The sequence below is a fragment of the Micromonospora kangleipakensis genome, assembly GCF_004217615.1.
GTDB lineage: Bacteria > Actinomycetota > Actinomycetes > Mycobacteriales > Micromonosporaceae > Micromonospora > Micromonospora kangleipakensis.
Genome location: NZ_SHLD01000001.1, coordinates 982,955 through 999,067, shown reverse-complemented (window position 1 = coordinate 999,067; position 16,113 = coordinate 982,955). Strand labels below are relative to the sequence as shown.

Genomic DNA, 16,113 nt, shown 5'->3' with positions numbered 1-16,113 from the left:
GCCCGACCACGTGTCGGACCGGCCGTCGGCGCGGGTCAGTTGCTGGCCAGGGCGTCCCCGGCGGCCGGGTCGCAGTCGCGGAGGAACTGGGCGCAGCGGGCCGCCTCGTCCGCCTCGCCGATCTCACCGGCGGCCCGGGAGAGGACGTAGAGGCAGCGCAGGAAGCCCCGGTTGGGCTTGTGCGACCAGGGCACGGGACCGTGGCCCTTCCAGCCGCTGCGGCGGAGCTGGTCCAGGCCGCGGTGGTAGCCGGTGCGCGCGAACGCGTACGCGGGAATGACCTGACCTGCGGCGAACGCGCGAGTGGCGAGCGCCGCCCAGGCCGCGCTGTGGGTCGGGTAACGGGCCGCCACCTCGGCGTACGCCTCGTCGGTGTCCTGCTCGGCGGCGTCGGCCAGGGCGGCGTCGGCCTCCTCGTGCGCGGGCAGGAGGGTGGCCGGTGGCTCAGGCAACAGGTTCTGCATCGCCCCATTCAACCCGCTTCGCCCGGGGGCGCGCGAGGGGGTCCGGCGAACCCGGTCGGCCGAACGGATGAGGGTTTCGTCACGCCTGCGGCCCGCCGCGCACGTACCCGCGGCCCATGCCACGCAGCGATGTTTTCCATTACAACTATTGGTCCGGAGCCTCCCCAGGACCCGGTTACGCAGGAGCCCGGCGGCCCGACCGCCGGGCTCCTGTCCGTGCTGCCGGGTTTGCCGGCTTGCCTGCTCCGGGCAGGATGTCCTGGTGCCGACCCCACCCCCCGCGGACGTCATCGAGCCGCACGACACCAGCGTCCACGAGATCGAGACCCGCGCCGACTTCGACCGGCGGCTGGCCACCGGCAGCCTCGCCGGGGTGACCGTGCAGGGCCTCCGGCTCGACCTCGACCCGGTCCCCGACCTGACCGGCACCGAGGTCGCCGGCACCCTCTTCGTGGGCTGCCGGTTCGCAGACCGCGAGGTCGGTGCCGACCTGGTCCGGCGCGGCGCCAACGTGGTGCCGCCCTTCTCCGGGCTGCCCTACCCGACCCAGCCGTCCCACCTCTACACCCCGGACGACCTGGCCGCCGGCTTCGCCGAGGGTGGCTTCGCCGGGATGTACGACACCCGGGTGTACGAGCACTTCCGCGCCCATGGTGGGGCCCTGCCGGACGTCCGCGAGGCGCTCGGCCAGCGGCTGCACGACCACGGGGTGGACAACGCCCTGGCCGACGCCACCCGGGCGTGGCTGGCCGCGCACGGGCCGCAGTCCGTGGTGGGCGTGATGGGCGGGCACGCGGTGCCGCGCGGCAGCGCCGCGTACCGGATGGCGGCGGTGCTGGGCTGGGAGCTGGCCCGGGCCGACCGGCTGGTGGTGACCGGCGGCGGTCCGGGCGTGATGGAGGCGGCCAACCTCGGCGCGTTCCTCGCGTCCCGGCCGGCGGAGGAGCTGACCGCCGCGATCGACCTGCTCGCCACCGCCCCCGACTTCACCGACCACGACCGGTACACCGCCGCCGCCCTGGCGGTACGCCAGCGGTACGCGCCCGGGCCGACGCTGCCCGCGCAGCGCCCCACGCCGGCCGGCACCGAGTGGGCCCGCTCGGGCGGGCTGGCCATCCCCACCTGGCTGTACGGGCACGAGCCGGCGAACCTCTTCGCCGGGCGGATCGCCAAGTACTTCTCCAACGCGATCCGGGAGGACACCATCCTGCGGCTGGCCCGGGGCGGGATCGTCTTCGCACCCGGCCGGGCCGGCACGGTGCAGGAGGTGTTCCAGGCGGCCACCAAGACGTACTACGGCACCGACGGGGCGAGCGGCGCGTACGTCTTCCTCGACCGGGCGTACTGGACGACGGAGCTGCCCATCGAGGCGCTGCTGCGACCGCTGCTGGCCGCCTCGCACTTCGGCGACCTGTCGGCGACGGTGCACCTGACCGACGACGTCCGCGAGGCGGTCCGGGTGCTGACCGCGACGGCCTGACACGGCAAGGGCCGGCCCCCCGCGTGGGAGCCGGCCCTTCCGGGTACGTGCTGGTTACTTCATCTTGGTGCCGGTGGAGCGCAGGTGCTCACAGGCCTCCACGACGCGGGCGGCCATGCCGGCCTCGGCGGCCTTGCCCCAGACCCGCGGGTCGTACATCTTCTTGTTGCCGACCTCGCCGTCGACCTTCAGCACGCCGTCGTAGTTGCGGAACATGTGGTCCGCGACCGGCCGGGTGAAGGTGTACTGGGTGTCGGTGTCGATGTTCATCTTCACCACGCCGTAGTCCAGCGCCTCCCGGATCTCCGAGAGCAGCGAGCCGGAGCCGCCGTGGAAGACCAGGCTGAGCGGCTTCTCCTTGCCGTACTTGGCGCCGACCGCCATCTGGATGTGGTCGAGCACCTCGGGGCGGAGCTTGACGTTGCCCGGCTTGTAGACGCCGTGCACGTTGCCGAAGGTCAGCGCCGCCATGTAGCGGCCCTTCTCGCCGAGGCCGAGCGCCTCGACCATGGCCAGGCCGTCCTCGACGGTGGTGTAGAGCTTCTCGTTGATGGCGTTCTCGACGCCATCCTCCTCGCCGCCGACCACGCCGACCTCGATCTCGAGGACGATCTTGGCCTCGGCGGCCCGGTCCAGCAGCTCGGCGGCGATCTGCATGTTCTCCGCCACCGGCACCGCGGAGCCGTCCCACATGTGCGACTGGAACAGCGGCTCCTGGCCGGCAGCGACGCGCTCCTTGGAGATCTGCATCAGCGGCCGGACGAACTTGTCCAGCTTGTCCTTCGGGCAGTGGTCGGTGTGGAGGGCGATGTTCACCGGGTAGTTCTTGGCCACCTCACGGGCGTACGCGGCGAACGCCACCGCGCCGGTGACCATGTCCTTCACCGACGGGCCGGAGAGGTACTCCGCGCCACCGGTGGACACCTGGATGATGCCGTCGCTCTCCGCGTCGGCGAAGCCCTTGAGCGCCGCGTTCAGCGTCTGCGAGGAGGTCACGTTGATCGCGGGGTACGCGTACCGGCCGGCCTTGGCGCGGTCCAGCATCTCCGCGTACGTTTCGGGGGAAGCGATGGGCATGTCTAACGCTCCTTACTTACCGCTCTCGGCCGTGCAGGCCGCTGTCTTCCATGGGTGCGCCGGACCGCGCTGTCCACCGCGGGCAGTATCCCGTAGAAGGTGGCGACGGGCACAACCGACCCGGGACCAGCCGACCGGCGCGCTCACCGGCTCTCCAGGCGGTCCGGCACGACGACGTTGATCAGCCAGCTCACCACCGCCATCACGATGGCGCCCCAAAAGGCCGCCCAGAAGCCGTCCACGTGGAACGGCAGGTCCAGCCCCCGAGCGATCCAGTCGGTGAGCAGGAACAGCAGCGCGTTGACCACGAGCGCGAACAGGCCGAGGGTGAGCAGGTAGAACACGCAGCCGAACACCTTGATGACCGGCTTGAGCACCGCGTTGACCACGCCGAAGATGAGCGCCACCACGATCAGGGTGAGCGCGTTGTTGGCGCCGTTGCGGCCGGTCACCTCGACCCCGGGCACGATGAGCGTGGTGACCCACAGCGCGATCGCGGTGATCGCCAGTCGGATCAGAAAGCCCACGCCCCCATCCTGGCACCGGGGTCCCGGGTACGGAGGGACAATCCGCCGACTCCGGTTCCGCCCGGCTCCGAGCAGGCGGCACGCGCAGCCCGTACGGTGTGTGGATGGTTGTCCGCACCGAGATCCAGGGAGGGACGATGGGTCAGCCCGACGAGGACTTCGCCCCGAGCGACCACCTCGCTCCGGAGGAACGGGATCCGGAGGCGGAACCGGCCGACGCCGTCGAGCAGGCGATGTCCACCGACCCGCGCGACGCCGAGACCGAGCCGCACCGCGGCCTGGAGGTCGGCGACTGGGACGCGATGGAGCAGGCCCGGGTGGTCGCCCCCGACGAGGACGACTACCGCTGACCCTCACCCCAGGCCGGTCACCCGGTCCGGGTGGGCCGCCGTCCACTCGCCCAACCGGTCCGCCCGCAGCGCGGCGAGGAACCCCGGGCTGAGCGTGGGGTCGAGCCGGAACCGGTAGCTGGGCTTCTCGACGTACCTGACCGGCAGGACCACCGCGACCGGCGCGGCGCCGGTCCCCTGCGCGGCCACCGAGAGCAGCGCCGGCAGGGACGTCTCACCCGTCTCGGTCACCAGGCCGGTGCCGACCTCCCTGAGCAGCGTGGAGAGCAGCACCGGGTTCGTCAGCACACCCCGCTCGTCGACCCGGCGGAGCAAGCCCGCCGCGTACCGCTGCGCGTTGCGGTCGCGGTCCAGGGAACCGTCGGGCATCCCGTACCGCTGGCGGAGCAGGTCCACCGAGGCGGCACCGTCGAGCTGCTGGCAGCCGGCGGGGAACACCCGGCGGGTGTGCGCGGAGCGGACCTCCGCCGGCAGGCAGACCGGCACGCCGCCGACCGCATCGGCCAGCTTGCGCAGCGCCGGGTACGTCAGCACGGCGCCCGCGTCGATCCGTACGCCGGTGGTGTCGGAGACCACCCGCCGGGTCAGCGCGTAGCCGCGGGCCAGGTCCGGGCGCGGCGTGCCGGCGCCGAAGGACAGGCTCGCGTTGAGCTTGTCCCTGCCGTGGCCGGGGATCGACACCTCCAGGTCTCGCGGGAGCGAGACCAGGTAGAGCCGGCTGCGGTCCGCCGGTATGTGCACGAGCAGCACCGAGTCGGCGAGCCGGTAGGGCCGGTCCGCCGACCCGTCCGCCCCGACCAACAGCACGTTCAGCGCCCCGGTGGGCTTCGACGGGGCGGGGTCGATCAGCAGCTCCACGGGTGCCGGCCGGTCCGGGGTGAATGCCGGCACGCCGACCAGGGCGGCCACGACCAGCGCCAACGCCGTACCGCCGAGGCGGAGCCGGAACCGGCGGCGCCGCCGGCGGACCACCGACCGCTCGATGGCGGCGCGGACCGGGCCGGTGGGCGGGGTCAGGGTCTCGTGTCGCGCGAAGGCGGCCCGCAGGTCGTCCTCGATCATGAGCAGGCCTCCACGTACTCGGCTCGGAGGGTGGCCAGCGCCCGGGAGATGCTGGAGCGGACGGTGCCGACGGCGCAGCCGAGGATCTCGGCGATCTCGGCGTCCGGCAGGTCCTCGTAGTAGCGCAGCACCAGCGTGGCCCGCTGCCGGCGGGGCAGCCGGGACAGCCAGGACCAGAGCTGGTCCCGGTCCACCGCGGACTGCGCGTGGTCGGTCGGTGCGGGCACCGCCTCGTCCGGCTCGCCGCGCAGCAGGACCCGGCGCGCCCACGACCCACGCCGCCAGTCGATGTACTGGTTGGTGAGCATCCGCCGGACGTACCGCTCCGGGGAGTCGGTCCGCGCCACCCGCCGCCAGTTCAGCTGGACCCGGACCATGGTGTCCTGCACCAGGTCCTGGGCCTGGTGCGGATCGCCGGTCAGCATGACCGCGTACCGCAGCAGCGCGGCCAGCCGTGAGTCGGCGAACTCCTCGTACGTCACTGCACCTCCCGGTGTCCCGCCCTTGATGACGGGCCCGGACGGGCGGAACGTTGCAGTCGATCCGGCCGATCGGCGTCCCGCCACGTCCCGTGACCGTCGCAAATACGACGCGTGCCCGTCCGCCGGCCGATGCGCCGGTCCTGATCAGCCGTTCGGCTCATTCGCCTGCTCAGGAGGCCCTCGGGGCACCGGGGCGACTTAAGGAGTCTTTAAGATCCGCAGGCTCCACCTGGACACCCCCACGGGAGGAACCCCCCAATGCTCAAGCACTCGACCCGGCGCTGGCTCGCCGGGCTCGGCGTCGCAGGCGCGTTCGTCGCCGCCTCCGCCACCCCCGCCTTCGCCGCGGACCCCACCATCGCCGACGCGCAGGGGGCCGAGGGCTTCTCGCTGTACGCGAACGACGTCATCGTCGCTCCGGACGGCCCCGAAAAGTGGATCTCGCTCTACTCCCTGGTGGACGAGCCGTTCACCGACTACACCGTCAAGGTGGACCGCAGTGCCGTCGACGGCTTCGCGGAGGTGCAGACGCCGGACTCCTGCGCCGGGACCGGGGCCGTCCTGACCTGCACGGTGAAGAACGACGCGGAGCCGGACCTGGACCTGCTCTCCCTCGCGGTGCTGCCGCGTGACGGGGCCAAGGCCGGGCAGGAGGGCCAACTCGCATTCACCGTCACCACCCCGGACGCCGGAACCGCCACCTACCGCTCCACGGTGACGGTGGGTGAGGGCGTCGACCTGACGTCCGAGCCCTTCGTCAACCTGGCCGGCACCCCGGGCAGCACCGTGCCGGCGCCGTTGTCCGTGGGCAACCAGGGCAAGACCGACGCCGAGGATGCGGTGCTGTTCTTCTTCGGCTCCTACGCTCTCGCACCGGCCAAGCGGTACGAGAACTGCGAGTACTTCGAGGACAACTTCGGCGAGTACGCGTACGCCTGCACCCTCGACGCCACGGTGGCGGCGGGTGGTAGCGCGAAGCTCGACGACTCCTTCGGCTTCGCCGTCCCCAGTGACGCCTGGGCGCCGAACACCGACTACGGCTTCGCCATCTGGATGACGCCCGCGGACTGGCAGGCGTTCCGGTCGCAGGTGCCCGACTTCGGCAAGAGCGCGAAGGGCGACGAGGGGGTTCTGAAACTCACCCCCACCGCTCCCTCCCGGACCCTGGCCCGCGCGATGCAGCAGACGGACGTCGACCCGACCAACAACGAGACCATGATCCAGCTGGCGGTCAAGGGCAACCAGAAGGCCGATGTCGCGGCCAACGGCGCCACCCTGGACGCCCAGGTCGGCGCCACCGTCCCGGTCACGGTCGGCTTCACCAACAACGGCCCGGCGGCGATCAACGCTGGCGGCGAGGACGGCATCTACACCCTGGCGCTGGTCACCCTGCCCAAGGGCACCACCGCCGTGAAGGCGCCGGAGCAGTGCGCCGACGCCGAGGGCGAGTTCGGCCCGGACTCCGGCAAGGCGGGCGCGGCCGTCTACGCGTGCTTCGTGCCGGGCGTGGTGGGCAGCGGCAAGAAGGTCGAGTTCCCGTTCTCGCTCCGCGTCGACCAGCCCGGCACCCTCGCCGGCAAGGTCGAGCTGTTCCACGGTGGCCCGGACGAGACCACCCGCAAGGACCTGAACCCCGCCAACGACACCGCGAAGATCGTGGTGAAGGCCACGGGCGACGGTGGCCAGGGTGGCGGCGACGGCGGCACGCTGCCGATCACCGGTTCCTCCACCGGCCTGATCGCCGGCATCGGCGCGCTGCTGCTGGCGGCCGGCGCGGGCGGCTACGTGGTGGCCCGCCGCCGCAAGACCCGCTTCGTCGCCTGACGGATCCCGCACCACGCAGCGACACCCGGTGCCCCGCCGACCACCACGGTCGGCGGGGCATCGCCGTATCCACCGCGACCGAAAACGGGACGATGCAAGATCGATCGTGCTGACACCATCGACGGCGTGCTACTCACCCTGACGACCACCCACCGGCCGGCGACCGACCTCGGCCACCTGCTGGTCAAGCATCCGGACCGTGTGCAGAGCTTCGACCTGCCGGCCGGCACCGCGCACGTGCTCTACCCCGAGGCGGACGAGCAGCGCTGCACGGCCGCCCTGCTGGTCGAGGTCGACCCGCTCCGGCTCGGCGGCGGGCGCGGCCGCGGAAAGATGCGGGCCGCCACCCCGGACACCTTCACCCTCGGGCAGTACGTCAACGACCGCCCGTACGCCGCGTCCAGCCTGCTCTCCTCGGCACTGGCCAGGGTGTTCCGGTCGGCGCTGCGCGGCGAGTCCCGGGACCGGCCGGAGCTGGCCGCCACCCCGATCCCGTTGGAGGTCCGGGTGCCGGTGCTGCGCTGCCGGGGCGGCGCGGAGCTGGCCGTACGGGTCTTCGCCCCGCTGGGCTGGACCGTGACGGCCGACCCGGTACCGCTCGACGAGACGCACCCCGAGTGGGGGGACAGCCGGTACGTCGCGCTGACCCTCGCCGGCACGTTCCGGGTGGCCGACGCGCTCAACCACCTGTACGTCCTGCTACCTGTGCTGGACGACGCCAAGCACTACTGGGTTGCGCCGGACGAGGTGGAGAAGCTGCTCCGGGCCGGCGCCGGCTGGCTGGCCGACCACCCGGAGCGCGCCCTGATCACCCGCCGCTACCTGGCGCACCGGCGGGCGCTGGCCGGCCAGGCCCTGGCCCGGCTGGCCGAGCTGCGCCTCGCCGACGAGCCCTCGGCCGACGACAGCGTGACCGACGAGCCGACGCCGGACAGTCCGCCGCGCGCCTCGCTGGCCGTGCGGCGTCGGGAGGCGGTGCTGGCCGCGCTGCGGGCCAGCGGGGCGACCCGGGTGCTGGACCTGGGCTGTGGCGGCGGCGCACTGCTCACCGCGCTCGCCGCCGACCGGCGGTTCACCGAGATCGTCGGCACCGACGTGTCCAGCCACGCGCTGACCCTGGCCGCCCGCCGGCTCCGGCTGGACCGGCTGCCGGAGCGGCAGCGTGACCGGATCCGGCTGTGGCAGTCGGCGCTGACCTACCGGGACGACCGGCTGCGCGGGTACGACGCGGCGGTGCTGATGGAGGTGATCGAGCACGTCGACCCGCCCCGGCTGCCGGCGCTGGAGGACGCCGTCCTCGGTCACGCCCGGCCGGGAACGGTGGTGGTGACCACCCCGAACGCGGAGTACAACGTCCGCTACGAGGGGCTGGGCGCGGGTCGGTTCCGGCACGCCGACCACCGCTTCGAGTGGACCCGGGCCGAGTTCGCGTCCTGGGTCGGGCGGGTCACCGCGACGTACGGCTACACCGGCACGATCAGCGGGATCGGCGACGACGACCCCGAGGTGGGCGCACCGACCCAGCTGGCCGTGCTGACCCGGCAGGAGGAGAGCCGATGACCACCCTCGACATCCCCGAGCTCGCCCTGGTGGCGCTGGTCGGCGTCTCCGGCTCGGGCAAGTCCACCTTCGCCCGCCGGCACTTCCGGCCCAGCCAGGTGCTCTCCTCGGACGCCTTCCGCGCGATGGTCGCCGACGACGAGAACGACCAGTCGGCCTCGGCGGACGCGTTCGACGCGCTGCACCACGTCGCCGGGGTCCGGCTGCGGCGCGGCCGGCTCACCGTGGTCGACGCGACCAACCTCCAGCCGCACGCCCGCGCCGCGCTGGTGAAGGTGGCCCGCGAGCACGACGTGCTGCCGGTGGCGATCGTGCTGGACGTGCCGGAGGCGCTGGCCTGGGAGCGTACCGAGGGACGGGCCGACCGGACCTTCGGCCGGCAGGTGCTGGCCCGGATGCAGCGGGACCTGCGCCGGTCGTACGGGCAGCTGGCCCGGGAGGGCTTCCGCAAGGTGCACGTGCTGCGCGGGGCCGAGGAGATCGACGCCGCCGAGATCCGGTACGAGAAGCTGTTCAACGACCGGCGGGAGCTGACCGGGCCGTTCGACATCGTCGGCGACGTGCACGGCTGCCGGGAGGAGCTGGAGGCGCTGCTGCTCCGGCTGGGCTGGACGCTGCGCCGCGACGACGCGGGCCGCCCGGTGGACGCGGCGCACCCGGCTGGTCGTACCGCGGTCTTCGTGGGTGACCTGGTGGACCGCGGCCCGGACTCCCCCGGCGTGCTCCGCCTGGTGATGGGGATGGTCGCGGCCGGGCACGCGATCTGCGTGCCCGGCAACCACGAGCAGAAGCTGCTGCGCAAGCTGCGCGGCCGGGACGTGCGGCTCACCCACGGCCTGGCGGAGACGATGGCGCAGCTCGACGCCGAGGACGCGGCGTTCGCGGCGGAGGTGGCGGCCTTCGTCGACGGCCTGGTCAGCCACTTCGTGCTGGACGGCGGCCGGCTGGTGGTCGCGCACGCCGGGCTGAAGGAGGCCTACCAGGGTCGCGCCTCCGGCCGGGTCCGCGCGTTCGCGCTCTTCGGGGAGACCACCGGCGAGACCGACGAGTACGGCCTGCCGGTCCGCTACCCGTGGGCGCGCGACTACCGGGGCTCGGCCATGGTCGTGTACGGCCACACGCCCACCCCGGAGCCGGAGTGGGTGAACAACACCATCTGCATCGACACCGGCTGCGTCTTCGGCGGGCAGCTCACCGCGCTCCGCTACCCGGAGCAGGAGCTGGTCGCGGTCCCGGCGGTCAAGGAGTGGTACCCGCCGGTCCGCCCGCTGGTCGCGTCCACGCCAACCCGGCCGGACACCGTGCTGGACCTGGCTGACGTCACCGGCCGCCGGCACATCGAGCACGCCTACGGGTCGCTGACCGTGCCGGCGGAGAACGCCGCCGCCGCGCTGGAGGTGATGAGCCGCTTCGCCGTGGACCCGGGCCGGCTGGTCTGGCTGCCACCGACCATGGCCCCCTGCTCGACCTCGACGGTCGACGGGTTCCTGGAGCACCCGGCGCAGGCGTTCGCCGACTACCGGGAGGCGGGCGTCGAGCGGGTGGTCTGCGAGGAGAAGCACATGGGCTCGCGGGCGGTGGTGCTGGTCGAGCGGGAGCCCGGCGGGTTCGACGGCGGGGTGGTGCACACCCGGACCGGCCGGCCGTTCTTCGGGCCGCCGCTCGACGACAAGCTGCTGGCCCGGGTCCGGGCCGCGGTGACCGCCGCCGGGCTCTGGGCCGAGCTGGAGACCGACTGGCTGCTGCTCGACTGTGAGCTGCTGCCCTGGTCGGCGAAGGCGGGTGGGCTGATCCGGGAGCAGTACGCGGGCGTCGGCGCCGCCGGCCGCGCCGCCCTGCCCGCGGTGCTCGCCACGCTGGACGCGGCGGCCGGGCGGGGGCTGCCGGTCGACGAGCTGCGCGGGCGGATGGCCGACCGGGCGGCGGAGATCGAGGCGTACTCGGCGGCGTACCGGGCGTACGTCGGGCCGACCGACGGGCTGCGTGGGGTGACCCTCGCGCCGTTCGCCGTGCTGGCCGGGGCCGGGGCGAGCTACGCCGACCGGGACCACGGCTGGCACCTCGACCTGGCGGACCGGCTCTGCGCGGCCGACCCGGAGTTCTTCACCCCGACCCGCCGCCGCATCGTCGACCTGGCCGACGCCGCGGCGGTGGCGGCGGCCACCGAGTGGTGGCTGGCGCTGACCGCGGCCGGCGGGGAGGGCATGGTGGTCAAGCCGTACGCCGGCCCGGCCGCCCGGTCGGCGCGGGGTTCGCTGCTCCAGCCCGGGATCAAATGCCGGGGCCGGGAGTACCTGCGGATCATCTACGGCCCCGGCTACACCGAGCCGGGTCAGCTCACCGCGCTGCGCCGGCGGTCGCTGGGCCGCAAGCGCGGCCTGGCCCTGCGCGAGCACGCCCTCGGCCTGGCCGCCCTGGACGCGCTGGCGGCGGACGCCCCGCTGTGGCGCCGCCACGAGCTGGTCTTCGCCATCCTCGCCTGCGAGTCCGAGCCGGTCGACCCCCGCCTCTGACCCGCCTGGCCCGGTCCGGCGCGACGCCGGACCGGGCTTCGGTAACCTGTGTGGCCGTGGACACAGCTGAGAAGACCCGGGCGCTCTCCGAGAGCGTCGCCCTGAACCCGCTCGATCCGAAGGACCTGATCCACACCTTCGGGTTGATCGGCGTCTGGGCGATCCTCTTCGCCGAGACCGGCCTGCTGGTCGGCTTCTTCTTCCCGGGCGACTCGCTGCTGTTCCTGGCCGGCGTGGCCGCCTCGCCGGTGGCCGACGCGATCTTCGGCAGCGGCACCCGGCTCTCGCTGGCCGGCCTGCTGATCGGCGGGCCGCTCTGCGCGATCGCCGGCGCGCAGCTCGGGCACTGGCTGGGCCACCGGTACGGCCGCCGGATGTTCGACCGCCCCAACTCCCGCCTCTTCAAGCGGGAGTACGTGGAGAAGGCGGAGTACTACTTCCAGAAGTTCGGCCCGGCGAAGGCCGTGGTGCTGGCCCGCTTCATCCCGATCGTCCGGACGTTCCTCAACCCGGTGGCCGGGGTGCTCGGCATGCCGGCCCGGCAGTTCCTGATCTGGAACATCGTCGGCGCGGTCCTCTGGGTGGACGGCATCCTGCTGATCGGCTACCTGCTCGCCGACCAGATCTACAACGCGATCGGCGACAAGATCGACCGGTACATCCTGCCGGTGGTCGCCCTGATCATCGCGGTCTCGGTGTTGCCGATCTTCTTCGAGTTCCTCCGCGACCGCCGGGCGCGCAAGCGCGGCGAGGCGGCCGCGATGGTCGCCGCGGCCAGCGCGGCGGGCGTGGTCGACGCGGTCCGCGACGCCATCGACGGCGAGGACAACCCCCACCAGGGCCACCAGGGTCGCTGACCAGGATGCGCCGATGGCCGGTCCCCTCGCGGGGGCCGGCCATCGGCAACGACCTGTCGACCTGCGGGTGGTACGGATGACGGGCAGCCGTCACCGTCCGGTGGTGGCGCCACCCCTGGCACGCCACCCGACGTCACCCCGGGCAGGGGTGACCATCCGGCCGTCGGACACGTCCGGTGTCAGCGGGCCTTCTTGGTGGCCCGCTTGCGCGGCGGGGTCAGCAGATCCGCGATCGTCGCGATCGCGCTCGGCACCAGCCGGTAGTACGCCCAGACACCGCGCTTCTCCCGCTCCAGCAAGCCGGCCTCGGTGAGGATACGCAGGTGGTGACTGACCGTCGGCTGCGAGAGGCCGAGCGGCGCGGTCAGGTCACAGACGCACGCCTCGCCCTCGGGGGCCGACTGGATCAGGCTGAGCAGCCGCAGCCGGGCGGGATCGGCGAGGGCCTTCAGGACCCCCGCGAGACGCTCGGCATCGGCACGTTCGATCGGCTCGCCGGCAAGCGGCGAGATCTGAGGCATGGTCATTTCAGCCAACGCAGTTCCCACGTATTCCATCCTTCCACCAGCAGCATCGATCCGCCTGCATATCAGCAGATCCGAATCGGCAAACTTTTACGCCACAAGGCCGAGGTCAGCCAACGTATAGGCCGCCCGATAAGGCAGTCCGGCGGCTCGCACCGCGTCGCCGGCACCTCGATCAACAATAACCGCAACGCCCACCACTTCGGCCCCGACCTCGCGCAGTGCCTCGACGGCGGTCAACACACTGCCACCCGTGGTCGAGGTGTCCTCCACCGCCAGGACCCGACGACCCGCGACCTCCGGCCCCTCGATCCGGCGTTGCAGACCGTGCGCCTTGCCCGCCTTCCGGACCACGAACGCGTCCAGCGGGCGGTCGGTCGCGGCGGCCGCGTGCAGCATCGACACGGCGACCGGATCGGCCCCCAGGGTCAGCCCACCGACGGCGTCGTACTCCCAGTCGGCGGTCAGATCGCGCAGCACCCGGCCGACCAATGGCGCCGCCCGGTGATGGAGCGTGACGCGACGCAGATCGACGTACCAGTCCGCCTCGCGACCCGAGGAGAGCACCACCCGTCCATGGACCACAGCCAGGTCGGTAATGAATTTACGCAGGTCGTCGTGGTGCCCCATGGCGATAGAGGGTACTGCGCAAGTCTGGGAGCCGTCTGCGGGGTCCACCCGGGTCAACCCTGCGGGCGACGATGAGTGGCGATGCCCGACTACTCTGCGCGACCGTCCACCCTGGCCGGCGCCGCCACGCCCCGTCGGCGGGACCGCCGGCCGGCCGGCGGGCGGTCAGCCCCCGTCCCGGTCCACCCGGCCCCGGGTGTCCCGGGCGACCCCGCGCAGCAGCCGCCGCGGCGCGTGCCGCAGACCCGCCACCGCCAGCTTGTACTTCCAGTTCGGAACGCTGACCAGCTTGCCTTTCCCCAGGTCACGCAGCCCTTCAGCGACCACGTCGTCGGCCTTGAGCCACATCCAGCGCGGGGTCGCGGACATGTCGATGCCGGCCCGCTCGTGGTAGCCGGTGCGGGTGTAGCCGGGACAGAGCGCCATCACCCGTACGCCGAGCGGAGCCACCGACCGGGCGATCGACTCACTGAAATTCGTCACCCAGGCCTTGCTCGCCGAGTACGTCGAACCGGGCATGACCACCCCGAAACCCGCAACCGAAGAGACATTTATCACTGTCCCTCGCCCGCGTTCGATCATCGGGCCGAGGGCGGCGTGGGTCAGCCGCAGCACCGCCAGCATGTTGAGCCGCAGCAGCCGGGCCTCGTCCTCGACGGTCGACCGGAGGAACGGGGTGTTCAGGCTGATCCCGGCGTTGTTGACCAGCAGCTCGACCGGCGGGCCGGCGGCGAGCCGGCGCTCCACCGCCGCGCAGCCGTCGTCGGTGGACAGATCGGCGGAGATCGTCTCGACGTCCCGCCCGTACCGGCCGGTCAGCTCGGCGGCCGTGGCGTCCAGCCGGCCGGCGTCCCGGGCGACCAGGACCAGGTCCCAGCCGTCGGCGGCGAGCCGGTGCGCGAACGCGGCCCCGATGCCGGCGCTGGCGCCGGTGATCAGGGCACGTCCCAGGGTGGGGAGTTCGGTGGTCACGGGCGATCCTCGGGCGGGGTCGGGCCGGGCGGCTCCGACCCGGCGGGAGGGGGTGGGGGCGCTCCCGGCGCCGCAGGCGGCGACCAGGAGGTGGGTGGGCCCGGCGGCGGGCCGTAGCCCGGCGGGGCGGACGGCGGGCCGTAGCCGGTCGGGGCCGGCGGGGCGGACGGCGGGCCGTAGCCGGGCGGGGGCGGGTAGCTCGGCGCGGCCGGGGGCATCGGGCCGCGCGGTGGCGTCGGGCGGGAGGGGGCCCGGCGGCGGTTCAGGAAGGCGGTCGTGGCGGGCAGGGACACCAGCGCGGCGACCACCAGGTAACCCAGGACCTGGGCCACCGACAGGGTCGCGTTCAGCGGGATCCACCACCCCGGATGGGCGTCGCCGAGCCGGGCGAGCAGGTCGGCGGTGACCCGCTCGTCGGCGCCCAACCGCAGCGGCGCGGCCCGCTGAACGACCAGCACGGCCAGCCCGCAGCAGCCGCAGAGCAGGCCCAGCCCGCAGACCACCCAGATGCCCACCCGGGCACCCGCCCGCCCGGCGAGCAGGCCGAGGGCGAGGCCGACGAGCACCAGGCCGACCAGCACGCCGACCACGGCCGACAGCACGGTGGAGGCGCGCAGCAACGACACCACCCCGTCGATCTCGCCGGCCCCGGCGCCGGTCGCGGTCGCCGCCAGTCGGAAGCGGTCGACGGTGCCACCCAGGACGAGCAGGCCCACGACGGCGTACACCACGGCGCCGACGGCCATCAGCACCAGCACCGCCGCCGCCGCGACCACCGCCGCCGGACGGCGGGGCGGCGCCTGATCGGGATACGACACGACAGATCCCTCCGGTAGGCGTCGGCTTGCAACCTACTCGGAGGGATCGTCGGCGTCGCTCTTATCCGGACGTCAACTTCCGGATGGCGGCCGGTTTCCCTGGCCCTCGGTCCCGTCCTCCCGACCACCCGGCCGGTCGGAGCCGGGCTGGTCCGAGCCGGGCTGCCCGGGGGCCGGCTGGTCCGGGCCCGGCTGGCCCGGAGCCGGCGCGGCCGGCGGCTGCCACGGACCGGGCTCGGCGGGATGGGCCGGGGCCGGCGGGTAACCGGGCTGGCCGCCGGCGTACGGGTGGGTCGGGTAGGCGGCGCCGGGCAGCGGGGGCTCCCAGGCCTGCTGCGGCTTGCGGAAGAACTCGTTGGCGTTCGGCAGCGCCAGCAGGATCAGGGCGCCCAGCAGGGCGAGCAGGCCGAGGACGCCGAGCAGCGTGGTGATCGGGCCGTACCAGGAGGGCAGCGCGTCCTCCAGCCGGCGCTGGATCTCCTGTCCGCTCGGCATGTCGCCGGTGTTCCCGCCGCCGGTCAGCCCGCCGACCGCGTTGTTCACCAGGCTGCCGCCGGTGCAGCAGATCAGGATGCCGCCCAGCACCCAGGTGGTGATCCGGGCGCCGTTCTTCCCACGGTTGTTCAACAGCGCGAGGACGACCATCCCGACGGCGAGCAGCAGGGGCAGCACGGCCAGCCCGATGCCGAACGCGTAGGCGAAGTCGGCACCCTGCTCGGCGGCGGTGCCGCGGTAGGCGTCCCGCAGGACGTCCCGGACGGTGCCGATGGTGGAGAGCGTCAGGATCAGGCTCACCACCTGAATGACGGCGAAGAGGATGAGCAGCCAGCTGGATATCGTCACCAGGCCCGGCCGGGCGCGGGTGGGCGTGCCGTGGGCATCGACCATGATTCTCCTTCCCTAGATCACCCGCACACCGTAACCAGCCCCGGCCAGCGCGGCACGGTACGCCGGGCGGGAAACCTCCGGCGCC

The 16,113-nt window shown here is 73.3% G+C and carries 15 protein-coding genes and 1 pseudogene; 6 read left to right on the top strand and 10 right to left on the bottom strand.

Going from position 1 to position 16,113, the window contains the following annotated elements; all coding sequences use genetic code 11:
• Window positions 1-35 precede the first annotated feature (35 nt).
• Window positions 36-464, bottom strand: a complete 429-nt coding sequence (locus EV384_RS04840) for a DUF3151 domain-containing protein (protein ID WP_130330510.1) — start codon at window positions 462-464, stop codon at window positions 36-38.
• A gap of 262 nt (window positions 465-726) precedes the next feature.
• On the opposite strand from EV384_RS04840, the gene EV384_RS04835 reads away from it, so the two are divergent.
• Window positions 727-1,944 carry an LOG family protein gene (locus EV384_RS04835; RefSeq protein WP_130330508.1) on the top strand — a complete coding sequence of 406 codons (1,218 nt, stop codon included), beginning with the start codon at window positions 727-729 and terminating at the stop codon, window positions 1,942-1,944.
• Between the two features lie 54 nt (window positions 1,945-1,998).
• On the opposite strand, the gene fbaA is transcribed toward EV384_RS04835, so the two are convergent.
• Both fbaA and EV384_RS04825 read right to left on the bottom strand, forming a co-directional pair.
• A complete protein-coding gene (gene fbaA, locus EV384_RS04830; RefSeq protein ID WP_130330506.1) occupies window positions 1,999-3,021 on the bottom strand; it encodes a class II fructose-bisphosphate aldolase in 1,023 nt (340 codons plus the stop codon).
• 143 nt (window positions 3,022-3,164) lie between these two features.
• Window positions 3,165-3,548 (bottom strand): phage holin family protein, encoded by a 384-nt coding sequence (locus EV384_RS04825; RefSeq protein WP_130330504.1) that lies wholly within the window; start codon window positions 3,546-3,548, stop codon window positions 3,165-3,167.
• 137 nt (window positions 3,549-3,685) lie between these two features.
• On the opposite strand from EV384_RS04825, the gene EV384_RS04820 reads away from it, so the two are divergent.
• On the top strand, window positions 3,686-3,898 hold the full coding sequence (locus EV384_RS04820) for a hypothetical protein (RefSeq protein WP_130340245.1): 213 nt from the start codon (window positions 3,686-3,688) through the stop codon (window positions 3,896-3,898).
• Between the two features lie 3 nt (window positions 3,899-3,901).
• On the opposite strand, the gene EV384_RS04815 is transcribed toward EV384_RS04820, so the two are convergent.
• Together EV384_RS04815 and EV384_RS04810 are read right to left on the bottom strand one after the other, a co-directional pair.
• A complete protein-coding gene (locus EV384_RS04815; protein WP_130330502.1) occupies window positions 3,902-4,960 on the bottom strand; it encodes an LCP family protein in 1,059 nt (352 codons plus the stop codon).
• Window positions 4,957-5,442 (bottom strand): SigE family RNA polymerase sigma factor, encoded by a 486-nt coding sequence (locus EV384_RS04810; RefSeq protein WP_130330500.1) that lies wholly within the window; start codon window positions 5,440-5,442, stop codon window positions 4,957-4,959. Before EV384_RS04810 ends, EV384_RS04815 begins: the two co-directional genes overlap by 4 nt.
• A gap of 258 nt (window positions 5,443-5,700) precedes the next feature.
• Here EV384_RS04810 and EV384_RS04805 point away from each other — a divergent pair, with 258 nt between their 5' ends.
• From EV384_RS04805 to EV384_RS04790, 4 genes are all read left to right on the top strand, one after another.
• Window positions 5,701-7,266 carry an LPXTG cell wall anchor domain-containing protein gene (locus EV384_RS04805; RefSeq protein WP_130330498.1) on the top strand — a complete coding sequence of 522 codons (1,566 nt, stop codon included), beginning with the start codon at window positions 5,701-5,703 and terminating at the stop codon, window positions 7,264-7,266.
• Window positions 7,267-7,392: 126 nt separating this feature from the next.
• Complete coding sequence (locus EV384_RS04800) at window positions 7,393-8,826, top strand: 3' terminal RNA ribose 2'-O-methyltransferase Hen1 (protein WP_130330496.1); 1,434 nt, start codon at window positions 7,393-7,395, stop codon at window positions 8,824-8,826.
• Entirely contained in the window at window positions 8,823-11,339 is a 2,517-nt protein-coding gene (locus EV384_RS04795) for a polynucleotide kinase-phosphatase (RefSeq protein WP_130330494.1), read from the top strand. The genes EV384_RS04800 and EV384_RS04795 overlap by 4 nt, the downstream gene beginning before the upstream one ends.
• A gap of 50 nt (window positions 11,340-11,389) precedes the next feature.
• On the top strand, window positions 11,390-12,196 hold the full coding sequence (locus tag EV384_RS04790) for a DedA family protein (protein ID WP_207232236.1): 807 nt from the start codon (window positions 11,390-11,392) through the stop codon (window positions 12,194-12,196).
• A 179-nt stretch (window positions 12,197-12,375) separates the two neighbouring features.
• On the opposite strand, the gene EV384_RS04785 is transcribed toward EV384_RS04790, so the two are convergent.
• From EV384_RS04785 to EV384_RS04765, 5 genes and pseudogenes are all read right to left on the bottom strand, one after another.
• Complete coding sequence (locus tag EV384_RS04785; RefSeq protein ID WP_007454255.1) at window positions 12,376-12,753, bottom strand: ArsR/SmtB family transcription factor; 378 nt, start codon at window positions 12,751-12,753, stop codon at window positions 12,376-12,378.
• A 57-nt stretch (window positions 12,754-12,810) separates the two neighbouring features.
• Window positions 12,811-13,350 (bottom strand): orotate phosphoribosyltransferase, encoded by a 540-nt coding sequence (pyrE, locus tag EV384_RS04780; RefSeq protein WP_130330492.1) that lies wholly within the window; start codon window positions 13,348-13,350, stop codon window positions 12,811-12,813.
• A gap of 165 nt (window positions 13,351-13,515) precedes the next feature.
• Window positions 13,516-14,322 (bottom strand): SDR family NAD(P)-dependent oxidoreductase, encoded by an 807-nt coding sequence (locus EV384_RS04775; protein WP_130330490.1) that lies wholly within the window; start codon window positions 14,320-14,322, stop codon window positions 13,516-13,518.
• Between the two features lie 209 nt (window positions 14,323-14,531).
• Window positions 14,532-15,140, bottom strand: a pseudogene (locus tag EV384_RS04770) (hypothetical protein); the annotation flags it as partial.
• Window positions 15,141-15,212: 72 nt separating this feature from the next.
• Window positions 15,213-16,028, bottom strand: a complete 816-nt coding sequence (locus tag EV384_RS04765; RefSeq protein WP_130330486.1) for a hypothetical protein — start codon at window positions 16,026-16,028, stop codon at window positions 15,213-15,215.
• Window positions 16,029-16,113: the final 85 nt, after the last annotated feature.

Excerpts from the sequence above, each read along its gene's own strand:
- EV384_RS04840 (WP_130330510.1), bottom strand. The coding sequence starts at position 464 with ATGCAGAACCTGTTGCCTGAGCCACCGGCCACCCTCCTGCCCGCGCAC.
- fbaA (WP_130330506.1), bottom strand. The coding sequence starts at position 3,021 with ATGCCCATCGCTTCCCCCGAAACGTACGCGGAGATGCTGGACCGCGCC.
- EV384_RS04820 (WP_130340245.1), top strand. The coding sequence starts at position 3,686 with ATGGGTCAGCCCGACGAGGACTTCGCCCCGAGCGACCACCTCGCTCCG.
- EV384_RS04815 (WP_130330502.1), bottom strand. The coding sequence starts at position 4,960 with ATGATCGAGGACGACCTGCGGGCCGCCTTCGCGCGACACGAGACCCTG.
- EV384_RS04805 (WP_130330498.1), top strand. The coding sequence starts at position 5,701 with ATGCTCAAGCACTCGACCCGGCGCTGGCTCGCCGGGCTCGGCGTCGCA.
- EV384_RS04795 (WP_130330494.1), top strand. The coding sequence starts at position 8,823 with ATGACCACCCTCGACATCCCCGAGCTCGCCCTGGTGGCGCTGGTCGGC.
- EV384_RS04785 (WP_007454255.1), bottom strand. The coding sequence starts at position 12,753 with ATGGAATACGTGGGAACTGCGTTGGCTGAAATGACCATGCCTCAGATC.
- pyrE (WP_130330492.1), bottom strand. The coding sequence starts at position 13,350 with ATGGGGCACCACGACGACCTGCGTAAATTCATTACCGACCTGGCTGTG.
- EV384_RS04765 (WP_130330486.1), bottom strand. The coding sequence starts at position 16,028 with ATGGTCGATGCCCACGGCACGCCCACCCGCGCCCGGCCGGGCCTGGTG.